The organism is Mesorhizobium sp. 128a (assembly GCF_053848025.1).
In genome coordinates this window covers 1-18080 of sequence record NZ_JBSPKY010000003.1, presented here as the reverse complement: position 1 = coordinate 18080, position 18080 = coordinate 1, and the positions used below count along the sequence as shown (strand labels likewise).

Here is an 18080-nt window from a genome sequence, read left to right as displayed (position 1 = left end):
TCCGCTTTCGGGTTATGCCGAAGCGCTCTGAATTGTCCGGTTCGAGGCGCATACCCGACATTCAGCAGCAGACCATCCGCGGCCGGTCGTCTCATCGCTTCCACATCGTCGATCGGAGAACAGCCTGCATATGCTCTGCGAGGTCGAGTTCGCCGTGCGCCTCGATCTCTAAAAGATATCGCGCTTTGGCCACGCGATCCCTTTCCGTAACCGCAGCGTAGCCGCAGATGGCAAGCAGCGCCGTCTCCTCCACCCGGCTGGCTCTGTCGGAGCCGCTGGTTCCACTGCCTACGTTATGCAGGGCGGTGCCGAACGCAGCGTAAGCTATCTTGTGCGCCTCGATCAGCGCTCGCAATTTATTGGACGGTTCTTGGTCTTGGCCCGGCCGCTCTGTGCCGAGTGCAGGTGCCGCAATCGTCGAGGCTACGACTGCGCCACCGGTGTGGAAGAGCAAGGCGCGGCGGTTGATCCTGGACGTGGCGAACTCTCCATTTGCTTCGGGCTATTGAAACGGTAACGTAACACCCTCAGACCGTAACACGCCGGTTTGCATATTCGTGTCAGGATGGAAAGTTCCATGTCAGTCGAGGGCCATTGCGGTTGGGCGATGGGCGGCACCCGCATTTCGGACAGGATACCGAGCCCTAGAAGCCGCGATGGAAGCTGGATCGGGGCAGGCTTGTCGCGGCCCGGGAGCCCGTGCATTCGTAGTGCGGAGGATGGCCAGCCGAGAAGCCGGCGCTCGGCCGCCATCCTACGGCCGACGCTGGCGATGTCGGCTCTCGCCTAGCCGCAATGAATACCGCCCAGGCAGCCGTGCCGACTGCCGATCGCGGACCACCGCGAGCCACGGTCGTTGAGGTTATGACTTTGGGATCCACCAGCTCAGCCTCCTACCGACCGGAGGTCGCCGAAGGGACCCGCGTCCTCTTCCGAGAACTGGGTTTTGTGTTGAGCTCTCGCTGCCGTCTCTGTCCTGCCTCCTTCCCGACCCGAGCCTCCCAAACTGCCGGCCGAGCCGCCGCACACTGCATTAATTCGCGGAAATCGCTAAGAAATCGAGATTCTCGCAATGTGCAGCAAACACCCACACGTTGCAAAACCACCTTCTAAGTTATTGAAAAACGACCGCAAAAAAACAGCACAATGTGCGGGCTTTTATCTTGCCATCCCTCGGTTGTGTGCAAGCGTCCGGTCTCTGCACCCAGATTGAGTAGTGCATTCGACCGACATGTCGGGCTCCTTCGTAGCATGGAGGACCTCCGGTGAATTTGAGACATTTCGAGAACAAGGCACGGCAATCCTGGTGGGTGGTTCACGTCGAGGCGTGGCAGCGCAGCGGCCTGACGCGGACGGAATATTGCCGGGTGCATCGCCTGACGAAGGACACGCTCGATCGCTGGCTGAAGTACTTCGCGAGCAACGACGCGGCGCGCAAACAGGCGGAATATCAGGCAGAATTGCGCCGCCAGAAGCGTCTGGAAGGGCGCGCGAAGCGGCAGAAACAGCGCGCTCGGCGGCGCTTCGCGGTGAGCACGGATGTGCGCAACCGCGCCGTCCAGGCGTTCTGGGCGATCTATGTCAAGGCTATGAACTGGAGCGGCATGGGCGTTCGCGAATACGCTGCCGCATTGCATCTTTCGCCGACGAGCTTGCGCACATGGCGTGACCGATTGGACGAGGGCGTGGTCGAAATCGACTGGCGGGCACATTCATCCCTCCGCCCGCCCGGCCGTTAGCGCTAGTCTAGCGGAACGCCGCCGGAATCGAGCTTGACGGCGCGCCGAAGGATGATCCCGCGCGCCCCGGCAGCCTGCCCGGCGCTTCTTCAGCGACGCGGAATAGCGCGCCATCGCGCTGGAGAGCGACCAGCCTGGTGTCAGCGTCTCGCAGATCGCGCGCAAGCATGGGATCGTCACGGGCATGCTGTTCCGCTGGCGCGTGCAGTCAGGCGTGCGCAGAAGAAGCGCGCCAAGCTTGCGCCCGTGGCGCTAACCGAGGGCACGCCAGCGGCACTCCTGCTGCGTGACCTCGTGCAGCCGCCGAACGGAATGACTGCGATCGATCTTCCTAAACGGCCGGCGCGCGTTCGCGCCCGCCGGCAGCGATCCGGCCGCCGTTCGTGCGCATCTCAAGGCGATGTCCGACAGACCTCCTGTTGCGCAAGGAACTACGAAAGGAACAAACTATCGCGCTGATGCTTATGGACCCGCTGTTCAGCTGTAGCCGATCCGCAGCCGCCTTGCTGATGAGAGCGCATTCCTGGCACGATCGACAGCACGTTGGAAATGCCGGCTTGACCTTAACTGGCCGTGGCTGGTCCTGTCATATCGACACCGCGAAGACGTGTCAGAAGCTGGCTGAACAACTGGAGGTAAGCCAAAGTGTGGCAGAAAGTCATTCTTGTATTGCCTGACGACCTAATTGCTTTCGCCTGGTCCGCGCCGATGCGGGACTTGGCGGCGAAACTCGAACTGTCCGATGTGGGGGTGAAGAAGCTACTGACGCGATTTGGAGTTGCGTCGCCGCCGCAAGGATACTGGAACAAAATCCGTGCCGGAAAGAGGGTGCCAGCACTACCCAAAGCGCCACCGCGGCGCCCCGGTGAATTGGGCCGAGCAAGTGTCGACGCTCGCTTCGCAAGGGTTCTGACGATTGCAGCCCCTCTTGCATCCAATGGGCCATTTGCATCCGCTCTGGTTCCCGAAGACCTCGACGAACTCCACGCACAGGAATTGCAAGCGATTGGCAAAGCTTCCGTCCCACACATGTTGGACAGGCCCCACAAAGGACTCGTTCAAATACTCAAGCGGGAGCAGCGCCGGCGCGATAAAAATGTAGAACGCGAGTGGAACTTTGACGAACCCAAGTTCGACAATCCGCAGGCCAAGCGGCGATTGAGAATCCTCAATGCGCTGTTTTCCGCGCTGAGCAAGCGCGGCCATGACGGTGATGCCTACGAGCACGATGGCGAAATACATGCGCGAGCACTCATCGGCGACACGCATGTTGGTTTGGACATAGGACTAGTCGGCAGCCACCGGACCGTTCGTCAACAGGGCTACTTACGACCCGCACCTCTGCCAGCTTCGACGCCCCTCGCCCTGCGCATTGATCCGGGTTTCGACCGCAGGGCCCCCGTCTCTTGGCAGGACGACGGTGATATAAAGCTTGAATCTAGGATCGCTGAGATCGCGGCAGCGATAATCGTGGCCGGCGAGAAGAAGTTCCGACTTAGCCTGCGGGAAGCCGAGGAGCGTGCAGAGCGGGAGCGGATTGAAAAGGAGAAACAGCGCCAGGAATGGCTGGTTCACCTCAACCAAAAGCGCCTACAAAATCTGCGGACCAGCGGCGAGCTGCTACGTCAAGCCGAAGACATTCGCGCGCTTGTTGAGCGCGTCCGTCGCGCGATCGATGATGGTTCGGCTGATATCGATGCCTTGGTACTGGAAGCATGGCAACGTTGGGCACTCGCTGAGGCAGACAGGATCGATCCAGTGCGGTCTGGTCAAATTTTGACGCATCTCAACGAGCCGTCGCTATAATAGGTCACCCCGACGGTCGCCTTCTAATCGACCGCCTGGCTGCAGGCGAACATCGCTGGAAGCGATATGGAATGGGGAAGTGAAGGGACGCGAACGCCATGGATTTTACTCTCTGAGTCGAGTGCGGCCGCAGGTCGGGGCGACGACTGCGCAACCGGGGCGGAGGAGCGTGGCGCGGCGGTTGATCCTAGACCTGTCGAACTCTCCCATTTGCTTACTCGTCCCCCAGAATGGAACTTCGATCATTGCGGATCAAGACACCCGGCGTCCTTGTTGTGCACACGTAATTCGAGCGGAGGTCGCAATGCAGAAGGTACGAAAACTTACGAAACCCCCAGTCGGTCTCTGATTGTGGAACGGTCTGGTGACGGCTTTGGGGCCGTTTCCTGCCTGTCCGGTTGTGGGCAGCGAAATAGAAAAAGCGGACATTCGGCGCACGGCCGATTGGTTCGAGAAGATGCCGCCGCACACAATCGAGGACGGCTTCCCAAACGCACCGCGCGTAGGCCGGGGACGCTCGCCGGAAGCCCTGGCGTTGCCCCGACGGCGAACATCGATCTGGAACGACCGTTTCCCTCCGAATCCATCCACGACTCGGCCTTACATTTTAGATAGGCTGCCAGATGCGGGAACATCCGGGCGAAAGAACGCCCGTGCACCAGCGGCAGAATTGTACTCCAACATGACACCTAAGGGCGCAGGAGCATGCATAGCTCCCTGATGATACCAAGCGTTGGGATGTTTCGTCCCGTGTCCAAGGCTCCCCTGGCCGATCTCGGTCGGGGGTCCAGAGACGGGGCGTCGAGGTACACGTTGGCCATATGGATCGGAGAAACGATCTTGAAGGCGGCGTCGTCCCGCCACGCCATCAGTCGGAACGGGGAATCCACAGGAGGATTGCCGTGCTCGTGGAAGAACGTCACCTTGCCGCCGCTCTCCAGGATCAGGACGCCCTCTCTCTGGTGGGAAGTCAAGCACGCATGCATCGTCGTTCCAAGGGTGAGCCCGCCGATTCTCAGAGTGATCTCCTTACTGAGTTCGAGTTGTTCCGACATTGCCACGAACTTGGCCCAATCGAAGAACACCCTCGAGCCCGGAGGAATCGTGCAGGCGACGTAGCTTCGGCCCTGACCGGAGCTGAAGGAAAGGCGTTTGTTCGAACTACTCGGCTGCACACGCTTGAGGAACAGGCATCTGTTTCGAAGCCGTCGGAAGTGCCAGCGTGTCGTGAGTGACTTCCACATCAATGTCGACTGGACGGCGTCGGCCGCGCTGTAGGCTCGTTTCACAAGTAGCGGCGTGTGGTCGTATGCGACCTTACATTTGTCGTCGTACTCCCGCATCTCATCCCCTCCCGGGGAAATAGGATCGGTGTGTCCCAGTGTCAGATAGGGCGTGGCGACATTCTGTTTGAAAACTCGTCCCGGAGCCCTGTATAGGACGCGCCCGAGCGCAAGAAGGTATGCTCGCATCAGGACAGCCAGCATGATCGCCATCTGGCCTACGGAGATGACATTGAATCCGAGGAAGGTCGCGTCGACGGTTTTGGAAGCGTATGCCGCAGCTGCCTCGGACTGCCCTTTCACACCCGCCTGCAAGGCGTCGGCAGCCTGATCGACGGTCGCGGTGACCTGATCTCCGATGTTGGTTACCTTCGTGAGCAGGTTTCCTCGAAACTTGTCTCGCGGTCCCCGATAAGCATCGTTCAACTTCTCCAGGGCGATCTTCTTGGCAAAGCAGGTCGGCCGGACGTAGAGCCATCCTATGCAGTCGCTCATGCTCGGCGGCCTGAGATTGGGGAAGATGTCGTAGATATTTGCGGGGAGGATGCGGTCGTAGGTCTCCATGACCTTTGTGATCGCCGCCTTAACCAGTTCAGGCGTTTTGCCTTTTGCTATTGCGGCGTTACCAAGCGCCTCCGCTTCGAACCTTGCAAACTGCCGCGAGATCGCTGCGTTGACGTCGTCCCGAAGCGTGTCTCGAGACGGATCGCTGTCGTATACGGGGAAGCTCGACTTCTCCAACCCGCACGCGACCTCCACATTGCAGTAGATGACATCTGACACGGCCGAATATATCGTCTGGTTGAACTCGATGATCGCGACCACCACGATCGGAAATGGCAGCCAGAGCAGTGCGGTGATAAGAAACGAGTTGAGAACACGACCATGCGGAAAGCGTTCCGGGATCACTCTGTTGTCGAGGAACGATCGATAGAGGAAGCGAAGCGCGAAGGCCGAAGCGATACATATGAATGCGGGATAGAGGACCAGGATGCTGTCGACGATTTGGTCATCCAGGCTGATCGGCAAGCTCGAAACTAGACCAATCGCGATCGTTGCGACTAGCAGGACCACAAGGGTGGAGCTGCGAAACCCCGCCACGTAGACCAGCAGAATAAAGGCCAGCGAGGACGCTAGAATGTACGGGAAAGCACCGACGAAGGCCTGCTTCTCGAGGATCTGGCGCTCGAGCATCTGGAATTCCACTTTCGCACCCGACCCGGCCGCTACGGCGATGGAATACATGTTCTCCGGGCTCGGAGCAGCCTGCATGCTGGCGAGCTGCTGACTAAGGGCTTTGAGCTGCGCGTTGTTTGCCGAAATTTTTCGCTGTACCTCTGCCCAGCACTTCCCGAACCCGACCACTCTACGGGGACAAAGCTGTGGCTTCAGGGTTTGGTTCTGTGCCTGGATCTGTCCAATTTGCGTCTGTACTGCTGCGGCGGCGTCGACGAGGGCGACTGCTTCTTGCCAGAACCTCTTGGCATCCGCAGCAGTGACATTCCGGTTTGTGAGCTTGTCGGTCGACGGGATCTGTGGCGGAACGACAGAAAACAGCCAGCCTCCATCCGCAACTGCCTGATCGAGCCTGCCAATATCTGCCTTAACCTTCTCGGCATCGTAGACGTCGGGGTAGTACTGGAATTCCGTGAGTTGCGATGTCCGGAACGCCCCGAAGTGGTCGGGAACGGTTAGCATCAGAAGCAGCCCAGGTGTCAGCATGACAGCTAGGATCCAGCTCCTGTTTGCCTGAGCAACGAACGCTCCCGCCAGGAGCGGAACGATCATGAACATGCGCAGCCAGCCGATCTCGACGGCATTCGCGTTGAAGGCGACGGATCCGAGGATCCAGCTTGTCGGATAGAGAGCCACGATCGCCGCGGCCGGCGCGATCATTACGGCCACGCACCAGTAGCCCCAGCGCACGTCATGGGCCATTTTGAGCATGAGGCGCCACGCATCGGACGGAAAAGACGGCAATGCGACCCCCTTGCAAAACCGATGATTCAACCCTTTTTAAGCTTATAGCGTGCCATGAACGTGAAGTAAAATGTAGAGTAGCGACACTCTGCTACGCACTTTCTAAAAACATTTGGTATACTCTGCAAAGCGACGGCGTCAATGGATGCGACGGAGGAGTCCGAACGGATCGGCAATGAACTCAATGCGGAGAAGGTGGAGGAATAGGTCAAGAATCCCTCTGATCTTGGGCGCGGAGCGAGCCAGGGAAGCGGCAGGAGCCGTGGACGGCGTACATCATTTGGAGAAAGCCGCAACGAAGGTGGTGATAATTCAAACCACCATACCTGGGGTAAAGTTGCCCCTCTAGGGTGAGAAGCTCCTGCGGATAGTTATCTGATCAATTGCGAGATGCCATATGATGCGTTTTCAGACAGCTCGTGCGTTTGCAGTTGCGGTCATCACGGTACTCCCGCTTTCTGGCTACGCCGAAACTGAATTGGTTCGAAAAGGCGAGCAAACCCGTGTAGCTGCATGGGATTGTTGGGGGTTGTATTGTCAGCGTTCCATTTGTGTTGACATTGTCAACGTCACGGATCGACAGCCGGCCAAGGCGCGTTTTTATAAAGAAGACCTATTCGGCGAGCCGAGGGACCTTGATGAGCATACCGGCCGATATTGCGTAGAAAAGAGTGGCATTGGCTACGTTGCGTTTACGGTGCTCATCACTCCCATCTCCGACGATGTCTATGCTACAACAGCAGACGACGTACACTAGGTCATGTGTAGCATTCGGCCCCCGCATGCGGCGCCTCCGCCACGCCTGACCGCTACGCGCATTGGGCGGCTAGGTTCACTGAGCCGACAGAAATGCCTCCTGCTGGGCTACCGCGACTTCCAGTGCGGTCGTCACTAGACGTCATGTTCCGGGGCGGAGATCGGTGGCCCGCCCTTTCGTGCGATTAAAAGACGAGGGTTGCTCGGATGGGCCGAGCCGATCCTCACGCACGGAGGGCGAGCCATGGGAGAGTATAGCGAAGCATTTGTTGCGTTTGATGTAGCCAAGAAGAAGCACGCGGTGGCGATCGCGGAGGGCGGCCGCACTGGCGAGGTCCGCTTTGTCGGCGAGGTCGAGAATAGTCCGGCGGCGATAGAGCGGACGATCAAGAAGCTGGGAAAGAAGTATGATCGACTGCACGCCTGCTTCGAGGCTGGGCCGACGGGTTATGGGCTATGCCGGCAGGTCCGCGATCTTGGTCACGACTGCATGGTGGTTGCGCCGGCCCTGATCCCGAAGCGACCGGGCGAGCGCGTCAAGACCAACCGGCGGGACGCCGTCACGCTGGCGCGACTGCATCGGGCGGGCGAACTGATCGGGGTGTCGGTGCCGGACGTAGTCCACGAGGCTGTCCGCGATCTGGTGCGAGCCCGCGAAGCCGCAGCCGATGACCTACGCCGCAAACGCCAGCAGCTACTTTCCTTCCTCCTGCGCCACGGGCGGATCTACGAGAACGGCGGTCATTGGACGTTGGCGCACCGGCGCTGGCTTGCCCGCCAGAGCTTCGAGCATACCTGCGCAGCAGATCGTGTTCCAGGAGAAGATCGACGCGATCGCGGACGCGGCTCAGCGACTACACCGCCTGGACGAGCAGTTGCGCGCCGTCGTGCCAACCTGGTCCATGGCGCGGGTCGTCGAGGCCTATCAGGCGATGCGCGGCGCCTCGTTCCTGGTCGCAGTGATCTTCGCGGCCGAAATTGGGGATGTGCGTCGCTTCGATACGCCGCCGCAGTTGATGGCCTTTCTCGGCCTTGTCCCGGGGAGCGTTCGACCGGTGACACGGTTCGCCGGTCGAGCCTTACGCTCGCCGGCAACCGACGCGCCCGCCGCGCCTTGGTCGAAGCAGCATGGACTTATCGCTATCCTGCCAGGGTCAGCGAGGCCCTGAGGGCCCGGCTCGAGGGGCTGCCCAAGGCTGTCCGCGATATTGCCTGCAAGGGGCAGGTCCGGCTCTGCGCCCGCTATCGTCGCCTCAGCGCCGCCGGCAAGAAGCCGCCGGTGGTCGTGGCTGCGATCGCACGCGAGATGGCCGCCTTCTTGTGGGCCATCGGCCGTGAGGTCGCGCCGTCATAGCCGGCCCCGACCCAACCCGCTGCACAGGGCTGGGGGTGGGGCCACGGTGAGGAACTCCCGTCGCTAGTTATGTGGCCGGGCCGATGCGCCCGACGCCCGCCCTCTAGACCGAGGACAGCCCCGAGACGAAGACACGGAATGCCCGGTACCCAACCCGCGGATGAGAGTCTGATCAACCGTCGTCTCTGAGCTCCCACCCCCAGCCCTGTGCAGCCTTCAGCCGATCCGACTGCATGGCAAACCTGCCAAGCGGGCGAGCCTTCTTGCCTTCAACCTTGACAGGGAACATGCGAGACTAGCGCCTGCTTTAGGCAGCTGTTGGATGATCGGGACCTGTTCCGGAAATTCAATTCGACGCGCCTTCATGGTAAGATAGCCCTGAGCGACAGCCTGGACGGCTCGGCTAGGAGCATCATTGTGCTAACGACGACGCAAGCTTGTGTCGTCTCCGCAACAGACTTCGAGCCATTTGGCGAGCGACCCTGAGCTCATCTAACGCCGGCGACAACCATCTAGTGGCAGCCAGCGGGACCCAAGGTGACGCGCAGGGCACGGTTCGGCTTGCTTGATGTGGCGACAACGCCCGCTACTTTCTCTTTGAAATTGCGCGCATCTTCCGACTGGACGGCAGTCACCATTTAAGTAAAAGTTGAGGTCGAAGGGAAGGATCTATGCTCGGGGCGGTTTTAGAAACGGCTAAGTGGCTGCTCCTGGATCAAAGGAAGCTGATACGAAATGGCTTTGGACAGGGCAAGCCTTTCGCCGTTGAACTCATCCTTCCTAACTACGGCAATAGGCAAGGAATACCTTTTCCAAGATTTAGCCGAAGACGTGTAGCCTTCTTTTGGCAGCCCGAACATTTCTCCGAAGTACACAAATGTGCTCCTGAAGTCATTGACGTGAGCTCGGCCTATTCATTTTTGAAACCGTATTTTGGTGACGAATCAGTGTTCGTTGCGCGCGGTTCTGGTCACGCGCCTGCAAAGCAGGCAGTATATAGGACTATTCGTCAGCACATGAATATCGAGGCCGACGACCTTTTGTTCTTCAACTATTCGGTGCTTGAGCGTTTCAAGCCGGGAATCTATCCAGCACTGAAACCGATACAGGAAGTCTCTTTAGCCTTTCTTCTACGAACGATATTTGACGTCCAAGGTTCCGAGGAGGCCGCAGCCACTATCGAGCAGGCGATTGCGGCTGCCGGCAACGCATCTGGCACATTTCTACTCCTTCCCAATATTGTGCGGTGGACCCGGCGTTGGGGGGTTGGGCTCGATATCCGACGGCAGAGGCTTGGCCTCAGACGCTTCGTGCTGAAACAGCTTGACGGCATGCTTGTCGCCCAGAACTGGTTCGGTGAAACGCCAGAAGACGCGCGAACTGAAATCCTGGACAACCTCATGACTCTGCTCATTGCGGGTTTTGAGACCACTGCCACGACTATCTCATGGCTACTCTACGAGTTGGCCGCCGACATCGACCTTCAGGCCGAACTCAGGACTGAGGTTCACCAGCGAATCGGCGGTGATCCTCTCGAGTACTTTGCTGACGACCACACCCTGCTGGCGCGGTGTGTCCAAGAAACGTTGCGCCTCCACCCTTCGATCCCTTTTATTATCCGCGAAATCTGCGCGCCGACCAACGTCGGTGGTGTGGCTTTGGCCGCTCCTGACTACGTCGTCCTCTCCATCGAGGAACTGCATCGCCGAGGTTTCGATGGTGGTGATCAGTTTCACCCGGCACGGTTCGAGTCCAAGGCGGGACAGCTGAAGATCGCCACTTTTGGGGGTGGCGCGAAAATCTGTCCGGGTCGCGCAGTCGCCGTTCAGCAGTGCCGGATCATAGCCGCGCTCCTGCTGTCGAAGTACTTGATCGAACTTACGCCTGGTACTAAGGCAGACGTGATGCGCAATCGCGTGTCCGCGACTCCGGAGGGCGGCATGGTGCTGAACTTCTCTCGAATCCAGTGAGGGGCCGTTTAATGATGCCGATTACGATCATCGGCTCTGGCTATATCGGTCGCGGACTCTATACGCACCTTGGATCGCGAACCGAAACGGTGCTTCTATCGGCACGAGATGTCATCGCTGCAAACGAGACTTGGCTCGATAAGAACATGCCGGCGCGAGGCGCAGTTGTATTTGCACAAGGCCGAAGCGTGAACGTCCACAGATTCCGCCGTCATTATGACGAGATCTTGGCCTCACGAGTGGTTCCTATCGAGCGGCTAGCAGCGCGTGTCAGACAGCAAGTCGTCATCCTGATAAGTTCGACCACTGCCGCAGGGGAAGGACGGCCCCAGTCTCTGCCCCTGCTTCAGCAAACGTATGAACGTAGGTTCGAACAGCTGTTCGGGACTGGAAAGTTCGCCATCTTGCGGGTCGCCACTTTGGTGGGTCCGGGAGCGCAGTTTAGCATGGGCCTTAAGGAATTGGGCCGCACCCACCTTCTAAAGCGGCTCCGCAGCTGTGCCTCGCCACAACTGTATTCTGCCGACGTCCCCCTCGTCGCATCCGCCATCGAAGCGGCCGTGGCAAGCGCTGGCGTTGAAAGATGGAACGTCTCTCACCCGCACCCATTAGATTTGAACGGAATGCTCGACGACGTCTGCCGAGATTTCCGGTTATATTTGCCGCAAGCCATCTTCGCCGCAGTCTGGCGGATTCTTGGGTTGCGGTCCGACTTCATGGAAATAGACTGGTCCGACCTGAAAGCCGGTGCTTGGCGTCCCGCACCAATATAATGCCACCTGACTCCATCCGGTTTACACGTCTAGGGTCAAAGCCGGAATGTAACGGCGGATCGCTCACGATGATATTGTGGCTAATTAAACGACGAGTCGTCATGGAGGCCGGATCAATCTCGCAAGAGCCCAATACCATGGCATCGCTGATCAGTTCGTGCGTGGCCATCAGCACCAGGGCCGTGAGGGCTTACGATGTCTTTGACCATTGTGATTCACGGAAGCATTCGATTGAAGAGGCCCTAGGTCAAACGAAACTAGTTACCATCAGATCGGCAGACTACGTGCTCGCATCTGTCACTTTGCAGGTATAACATTGAAGGCTGCGACAGTTCCGCCGTTTGCTCGCCGCAACCTAATGCTGGAAACCGATCCTCCAGTAGGCCGCGATATGATATTGGAATTTATGGCGATTCGCGGCACCGAAACATCGAAGATACCCCGCGCCGGGCGAGGCAGCCACTGGTTGGGAGTAATTTTGAAAACCTGGCCGGCCACTCCGAGCAGGGGGCACTTCATCATGAAATGAGGATCGTCTACTATTTGGCTTATGAGCGACTTAACTGGGGCCTCTATCCTTAACTCACCATCTACGGCAACATTCAGGCGTAGTACGGAAGTGTTATCTATGACTGCCGCCTGCAGTTCTACCTGGCGTGTTTGGCGAGGCACATTCGCGTTCTCAGCGATTTCTTTTTCCCATGGAGCGAAGCAAAGTAAATGGCCAGCATCCAGGGGCGTAAATCTAACATTACCATTCGCATGCGCTGACGCCTCCGCCACAGTCGTCGCAGATAGTGCAAGGCGAGCAGCATCAAACTTTATGGCAGATATGCAAAATTTTCCGTCGCCGGCGATGGCGAAATCATCGCTCTTCACTTGAGCTACGTTCCCCAAATGCTGAATGCGCTTAACGGCTTCCTTAAGGGCCTCGCAGCCCCCCTTATCCAAGCTCTTGCCGGCTTCACACAGGCCCTTGTCGGCCGACTTTGACGCTTCGCAGAGCCCCTTCACTGTCGATTTGCGCGTTTCACAACTAAGTTTGGCAACACCGTAGCCAACGTTCTGCCCCCCCTTTGACCCTTCGCACCACCCTTTCGCAACAAGGTTCCCTTTGCATTTTCGCTTATCCTCTTTTCGATTGCAGCTGATGCTGGGCCGGCATTCCGTGGCTTGTTCACAGCCACGGTTCTGCTCGCATCGGATGGCTTCTGAGTTTGGTCCAGGTATGGTCACGTTGAAAGGCAAAGGCTTGCTGCCTACCGATACCGATGCACATATCGGTTTGCCCTTGAACGTGTTGTTCACTGCAGAACCAAGGAAGGAATCCGAAATGTACACAAAGCTTAGTTTTCGAAGGGTTCCTAATCCAAGGGTTTTAGCTAGTATATCTTGCAGCCGCCTGCGCAATAAGGGCAACTCGACATTTTTCTGCGGTGATGTAACGCTTGTGGAGTTTTTTGTCACCACAAACATACGATCTTGATCCAGTATCAAAGCTACGAGGCCAAATCTAATAGATAGGGGCAAACTGGGTGGGCTAATTGTAAACGAGATATCGGTGCGACTGGATTTATCTTGCTTCATCTCGATAGTTGTAGAGAGTAAAGTTGGCACCCTTATCTCAATTCTGTCTACTATTTCCTTTACTGTGTTCAACAAAGCTTGGATCGACGCCTCGGCCACGGAATTTGCAGTAGCACTGCTTACCCCTACACCAAGAAACGTAACATTAGACTCCGTGATATATACGTGCATATCTTCAATGCTTAGCGCGAGTTTAACTTCATTCGGATGCTCCGGGTCAAACGAAATAGCGATCGCAAGTCTGCCGGACAGTGCGGCTTTCAGATCAATGTCAATGCTTTTTGCCTGCAAAGGCCCGTCGTACCGGATTTCAATCGACGCCGTCTGCTCACCAAATTCGATTTTTGCAGCAGTGAAGTTCTGCTTCCGTTTGGATAGCTCCGCCGTAATCAATGCTGAAACGGTCTCCTCGTGAACCGTCAGCACAGTGTCGGCATCTTCGACCAATCCCAAGCTATTGAACGCGTCGTCGAGCGCATCTTGAGCAGTCGTTGGATGGAATTTGACGTTGAATTTACTTTTTAAAAAGTTCGCAATTTGGCCTTTTAGTTGACTCTCTTGGGACGCCGCGCGGGTGCAGGGCGCTCCTAGCCAAACTATCGACACAAGCGAGATAAATAAAAGGCGACCTAGCGGCGACATACTTGCCTCCCACCATTGGACGAGATGATTATATCAGGTTCTGCTTGCGTGGAAAGACGCGCGGGGCTCGAAACACTGATGTCGGCAATAGGACAAATAGAACCTGGATCACCGTCCGTACGCCTGAGGCCGATAGTAGCCCCTAAGCCGGGAGACCAGCCAGACGCAACCCCTCGCGCAGGCGCTCTCTGTTCGCCGCCTACTCGAGAACCGAGGACGAGACGACCCGGTCCACATCAGAGGAGGCGTCCGCCCCAGGATCGCTCTGCCACCGGGAAGCGATCTCACGCACGAGTTCCTGGCTAATGCGCCTTACTTCGTCCAAACGGTCGTCGAGCGCGCTGGCCGCCACGCGCCGGGTCCTCAGGAGGCAGCCGGCCACGTCCCACTACGAGTGAAGTTGAACCGGGGCGAGTGGCGGGGATTGAGCCTGCAGGCGATCTCGACGGCTGGCAAACCTCCCTCGGGGTTTCCCCGCACGCTTTGCAGCCACGCCTACAGGACCCGAATGACAGCATCGTCAGCTAATTCCGGGCGACTTCGGTCTGCGGATCTCGCTCTGGACCTGATAGAGTTGGGCGATACGGGGAGCGCCTCCGTCGCGATCGGCGCGGAGCCGGATTGCGCGAGTACATAGAAGCGTCTCCCGCGCTTTCGCTTCCTCCATTGAAGCGACCGCACCAACGCAAAGCTCGACAGCAGATTCCATCCGCTACATAATGAGAAGCATCGGGGGAGGGGCAAATCCATGTCGTCGCATTTCGCTGATCTACCCCACGGTCGTTCCCGCCTACTTTGCTGGGTTGGCTTGTTGGCGTTTTTCCAGCTGTCCTCCATTTTGAATGCGGCCTCGGCTGATTTCACGACTTTGTCGCTGCGATGGGGTGAAACGAAGGACGTTTATTGGGAGTTCAATCTCAAGGGAAAAGTATACCTGCGTATCGTTTCTGCCGAGGGGGTAGGATGTGCACGCCTTTTCTGGAACACGCTCCCTTTCGACGAACAAATCTCCTTTGGCAAATTGTGCGGTGACGTCAGTCTTGAGGTTCCGGGGGGTTGGTCTGTAGCTTCCGTTTTGTGGGCCTATGCAATCGACAGCGACATAAAGATTCTCGGCACAAGCGACGAAACCCTCGCCCATAATTTTCCCAAGGATATAACCTTTCCTTAGAAAGCTTGATGTCGACGGGTCGTGGCCGAAGTCTGTGCAGGCCGGCTGGACGAGGGAGATCGGAATGATTGGCAAGTTATTGTTAGGGATGGCGGTTCTGGCGGCTACACCAGCCTTTGCCGATTGCGGCGTGGTCGGCGAAGTGGTCGGCATCTGTGACTTGGTTGAGAAGACTGACGGGCAACTCCGTGAGCTTCGGGAAGCACTGGAAAAAACGGCGAACGCAGCGATCCGGGCGATACCAGGCGAGCGCTACCTTCAATTGGTAGATGATCTGAATGGATCGGATCCTGCAAAGGCGACTGCCGCGCGCGCCTTTCTTGCGAAGCTTGCAGGAGCAAAGGAAGGCGCCACCTACCAAGCGACGGCCAATGCCACCTACGAAACAGTGCCTGGCGCGGATGGGAAGCCGGTTGCGTTCAAACTGGACATGTTGCGAGCTCGCTCTCCGACGCGTGAGACGGTCGCCGGCTTCAGCCAACAGAACTCGATCAACGTTTTATCTATCCAAAGTGCGGGCGTCGTTCCGAAAACGCTGGAGCAGGTGAGACAGGAAGTTAAGGCGAAGGCTGACGCATGGGTGCAAAGGCTGTTTGGGAATGTGACGTCCATCAGCGTGGAAAGCGAGGGGGCAGGGACGCCTTTTGTCGGGTTTTCTAACAGCGTGCTTGTTCGCGGTACGATCCCTGTGCCCGCTGGTTTGCGGCCGGACGATTTAGCGAAAACCCTTGAAGCTGAAAAAGCTCAAATTGCGTCACAACTCGGTGATTTAGTGGAGTCACTGCTTACCATCCCGCAGGCCCCGGATGCTTCGCTGGGCCCCACTATCCCTTGGGATCCCGTCATCCAACTCCCGTACATTTTTCTCATTATCGACAAGCAGACTTATGAGAGCTTTCCTGACTTCAGCATTGATGTGGCGGTGACCGAACTTGGCAACAGCAACGTGACGTTCTTCCATAACCGACCGCCGTTTCGAGTGACGAAGCGGGACTTCGATCCTAAGGTGCACAAGCCCGTGACGCACGACACACGCGGTGACTATTACTGGACATTCGTGGAGGTTACCGGGGAGCTCAATCTAACTCCTGAGCTAGTCGCTGAGCTGGACGCCCTCAAAAAGTCGATTGCAGCTATCGAGAAGCCACAATAGGAGGCGCCAAAAATTGGTTTGTTCGGGCGAACGGCCACTTTCGGGCGACGCACAAACTAATTCAACGACCGGCATGAGGCGCAAAGCTGCCATTCAGAACGTATAGGAGGGGGTGCGCTGTCACCAAGGCGCACGTGCCAGGAGGTCAACGCCTTCCAACCTAATCCAGATCCGAATCTCGTCTCCTATTTTGTCCATGAGCTCCCGCAATTCGGGCTGAGACGAGACCCAGAAAGTTCGAAAGGCTTCCAGGACCCCCAGGCGAATAGGATGCCCTCTGGGGCAGGCCTCCCGCCAAACCCCCAATTCACAGCGGTATTATCTCGGAATCGCTCAGAATTGCGATATACGACTGAGGGGCGAAGCGGTCCTTTGACCCAATACCAGGAGCGAATACTTGAGCGATCAAAACGAAGCTGTGACGGCCGATCTGGTCGGGCTGACGGCCGACATTGTCTCTGCCTATGTTAGCCAAAATCCCCTGCCCGTCACTGGATTGCCAGACCTCATCGCGTCGATCCATTCGTCGCTAACAGGCCTTGGTCAGCCGAATGTGGCCGAGCCGCCTAAACAGGAACCCGCCATCAATCCGAAAAGGTCGGTAACGCCGGACTACATTATCTGCCTGGAAGACGGGAAGAAATTCAAATCGCTGAAAAGGCATCTCGCCGTACATTACGGGCTCACTCCAGACGAATACCGTGAGAAGTGGGGATTGAACCCGGACTACCCGATGGTTGCGCCAAGCTACGCGGCCCAAAGATCGACGCTCGCAAAGGCCGCGGGGCTCGGACGCAAACCGCAGCCGACGTCGACCAAAAAGGCTCCTGCCAAACGCAAGCCTAGGGCTTAGTAGAGGCAGGCTTTCGGAGCGGCAACCTCGGGCGTTTGATCAGGCGCGGGTAGCCAATCGAGACCATCTTCGTGGGCGCGCACCCCCTTCATTGCGGGCGATATCGGCGACATTTACGCTTTAGACTGAGCGGCGCCGATAGCAGAAGAGTGCTTCGTCGATAGTGGGTCTCACGATGTAGCGCTCTCCCCCTACCACTTCAAACCCACTATCGTGTCCAACGGCCGCACCATAGCGGCCGCCGATTGGGGCGGGCTTTCTATTGTACCGCGCGGTAGGGAATGCGGCTCCGCCGACTTCCGCTAGTGGCGGATGGCGTTCTTCAGATCGAGGAACTTGGCCCGCAGATTGTGCTGATGCGTCAGCAGAAGCCGTTTTCGGTAGCAGCTTTCCGACTTGATATAGGCTTGGCGGAACCAGGCGGTACGCATGATGTGGGCGAGGCCAAGCGCATCGGTCTTGTCGGTCTTGTTGCACTGCGTCGAGATCGCGGCAGCACGTGTTGCATCTCCAGGCAAATGGCCAGCAGCCCGAGTTTCTCGAGCTCTGGATGCGGCCACGGCGACAGCGATCCTGCCTCGTGACGGACGCGGCGAAGTCGCCGCAAGAAAACTCGTGATGCTGCTGGAAGTTATCGACTGGCGTACCTCGGACCACGTTTGGCGACCGCTGCTGGCGGTCGCGCTCGCCAACAAGACCGGCCGAATGGTCTGGGCACTGATGACCAGCGGCAAGCACTATTAGGGAGCCGATCACCGGATAGAACGAGACAGGCGCGCGGGTCGCCGACGAGGTTGGAAAGGGCGAACAGGAGCTGATGTTTCGATCGGCACCTGAGCCCCGCGAATGGATAACGAGTCCGGCCGGGTCAGTCTGAGACAATTTCGTAGTGAAGCAGCTGGGCGTCGCCGAGGGACGACTTCAGCCCAGGCGAAATGAACCCGGGGCCGAAGAGGAGAATATCTTCGCGCCGTACGAATATTTCATGCCCAGGTCCCATCGACACAAATGTG

12 protein-coding genes and 2 pseudogenes are annotated in these 18080 nt (G+C 57.9%); 10 read left to right on the top strand and 4 right to left on the bottom strand.

What is annotated here, in order from left to right:
- Positions 1-91 precede the first annotated feature (91 nt).
- Complete coding sequence (locus tag ACWTU9_RS06335; RefSeq protein ID WP_455857557.1) at positions 92-454, bottom strand: hypothetical protein; 363 nt, start codon at positions 452-454, stop codon at positions 92-94.
- Between the two features lie 817 nt (positions 455-1271).
- On the opposite strand from ACWTU9_RS06335, the gene tnpA reads away from it, so the two are divergent.
- The 3 genes from tnpA to ACWTU9_RS06320 all read left to right on the top strand — a co-directional run bounded on the left by tnpA (position 1272) and on the right by ACWTU9_RS06320 (position 3545).
- Positions 1272-1739 carry an IS66 family insertion sequence element accessory protein TnpA gene (gene tnpA, locus ACWTU9_RS06330; RefSeq protein WP_455857556.1) on the top strand — a complete coding sequence of 156 codons (468 nt, stop codon included), beginning with the start codon at positions 1272-1274 and terminating at the stop codon, positions 1737-1739.
- A gap of 112 nt (positions 1740-1851) precedes the next feature.
- Complete coding sequence (locus ACWTU9_RS06325) at positions 1852-1995, top strand: transposase (protein ID WP_455857931.1); 144 nt, start codon at positions 1852-1854, stop codon at positions 1993-1995.
- Between the two features lie 389 nt (positions 1996-2384).
- Positions 2385-3545: a hypothetical protein gene (locus ACWTU9_RS06320; RefSeq protein WP_455857555.1), complete on the top strand. Its 1161-nt coding sequence runs from the start codon at positions 2385-2387 to the stop codon at positions 3543-3545.
- A 689-nt stretch (positions 3546-4234) separates the two neighbouring features.
- Here ACWTU9_RS06320 and ACWTU9_RS06315 read toward each other — a convergent pair.
- Positions 4235-6733, bottom strand: coding sequence for a hypothetical protein (locus ACWTU9_RS06315; RefSeq protein WP_455857554.1), 2499 nt, complete (start codon positions 6731-6733; stop codon positions 4235-4237).
- Between the two features lie 472 nt (positions 6734-7205).
- Here ACWTU9_RS06315 and ACWTU9_RS06310 point away from each other — a divergent pair, with 472 nt between their 5' ends.
- The 3 genes and pseudogenes from ACWTU9_RS06310 (at position 7206) to ACWTU9_RS06300 (ending at position 10888) form a co-directional block, all read left to right on the top strand.
- Entirely contained in the window at positions 7206-7565 is a 360-nt protein-coding gene (locus ACWTU9_RS06310) for a hypothetical protein (RefSeq protein WP_455857553.1), read from the top strand.
- Positions 7566-7808: 243 nt separating this feature from the next.
- Positions 7809-8918, top strand: a pseudogene (locus tag ACWTU9_RS06305) (IS110 family RNA-guided transposase).
- 671 nt (positions 8919-9589) lie between these two features.
- Complete coding sequence (locus tag ACWTU9_RS06300; RefSeq protein ID WP_455857552.1) at positions 9590-10888, top strand: cytochrome P450; 1299 nt, start codon at positions 9590-9592, stop codon at positions 10886-10888.
- 1070 nt (positions 10889-11958) lie between these two features.
- Here the strand turns inward: ACWTU9_RS06300 and ACWTU9_RS06295 are convergent.
- The gene (locus tag ACWTU9_RS06295; RefSeq protein ID WP_455857551.1) at positions 11959-13890 is read right to left on the bottom strand and encodes a hypothetical protein; all 1932 of its coding nucleotides are present in this window, start codon (positions 13888-13890) and stop codon (positions 11959-11961) included.
- Between the two features lie 748 nt (positions 13891-14638).
- Here ACWTU9_RS06295 and ACWTU9_RS06290 point away from each other — a divergent pair.
- From ACWTU9_RS06290 to ACWTU9_RS06280, 3 genes are all read left to right on the top strand, one after another.
- Complete coding sequence (locus ACWTU9_RS06290) at positions 14639-15061, top strand: hypothetical protein (protein WP_455857550.1); 423 nt, start codon at positions 14639-14641, stop codon at positions 15059-15061.
- A gap of 64 nt (positions 15062-15125) precedes the next feature.
- Complete coding sequence (locus ACWTU9_RS06285) at positions 15126-16214, top strand: hypothetical protein (protein WP_455857549.1); 1089 nt, start codon at positions 15126-15128, stop codon at positions 16212-16214.
- Positions 16215-16611: 397 nt separating this feature from the next.
- Positions 16612-17067, top strand: coding sequence for a MucR family transcriptional regulator (locus tag ACWTU9_RS06280; RefSeq protein WP_455857548.1), 456 nt, complete (start codon positions 16612-16614; stop codon positions 17065-17067).
- A gap of 305 nt (positions 17068-17372) precedes the next feature.
- Here ACWTU9_RS06280 and ACWTU9_RS06275 read toward each other — a convergent pair.
- A pseudogene (locus ACWTU9_RS06275) lies at positions 17373-17689 on the bottom strand (IS110 family transposase); the annotation flags it as partial.
- On the opposite strand from ACWTU9_RS06275, the gene ACWTU9_RS06270 reads away from it, so the two are divergent.
- Entirely contained in the window at positions 17686-17811 is a 126-nt protein-coding gene (locus tag ACWTU9_RS06270; protein WP_455857547.1) for a hypothetical protein, read from the top strand. The pseudogene ACWTU9_RS06275 and the gene ACWTU9_RS06270 overlap by 4 nt on opposite strands.
- Positions 17812-18080 lie beyond the last annotated feature (269 nt).

Bases quoted from the DNA above. Each gene is read 5' to 3' on its own strand.
- ACWTU9_RS06300 (WP_455857552.1), top strand. From the start codon at position 9,590: ATGCTCGGGGCGGTTTTAGAAACGGCTAAGTGGCTGCTCCTGGATCAA.
- ACWTU9_RS06285 (WP_455857549.1), top strand. From the start codon at position 15,126: ATGATTGGCAAGTTATTGTTAGGGATGGCGGTTCTGGCGGCTACACCA.
- ACWTU9_RS06295 (WP_455857551.1), bottom strand. From the start codon at position 13,890: ATGTCGCCGCTAGGTCGCCTTTTATTTATCTCGCTTGTGTCGATAGTT.
- ACWTU9_RS06270 (WP_455857547.1), top strand. From the start codon at position 17,686: ATGCTGCTGGAAGTTATCGACTGGCGTACCTCGGACCACGTTTGGCGA.
- ACWTU9_RS06310 (WP_455857553.1), top strand. From the start codon at position 7,206: ATGATGCGTTTTCAGACAGCTCGTGCGTTTGCAGTTGCGGTCATCACG.
- ACWTU9_RS06290 (WP_455857550.1), top strand. From the start codon at position 14,639: ATGTCGTCGCATTTCGCTGATCTACCCCACGGTCGTTCCCGCCTACTT.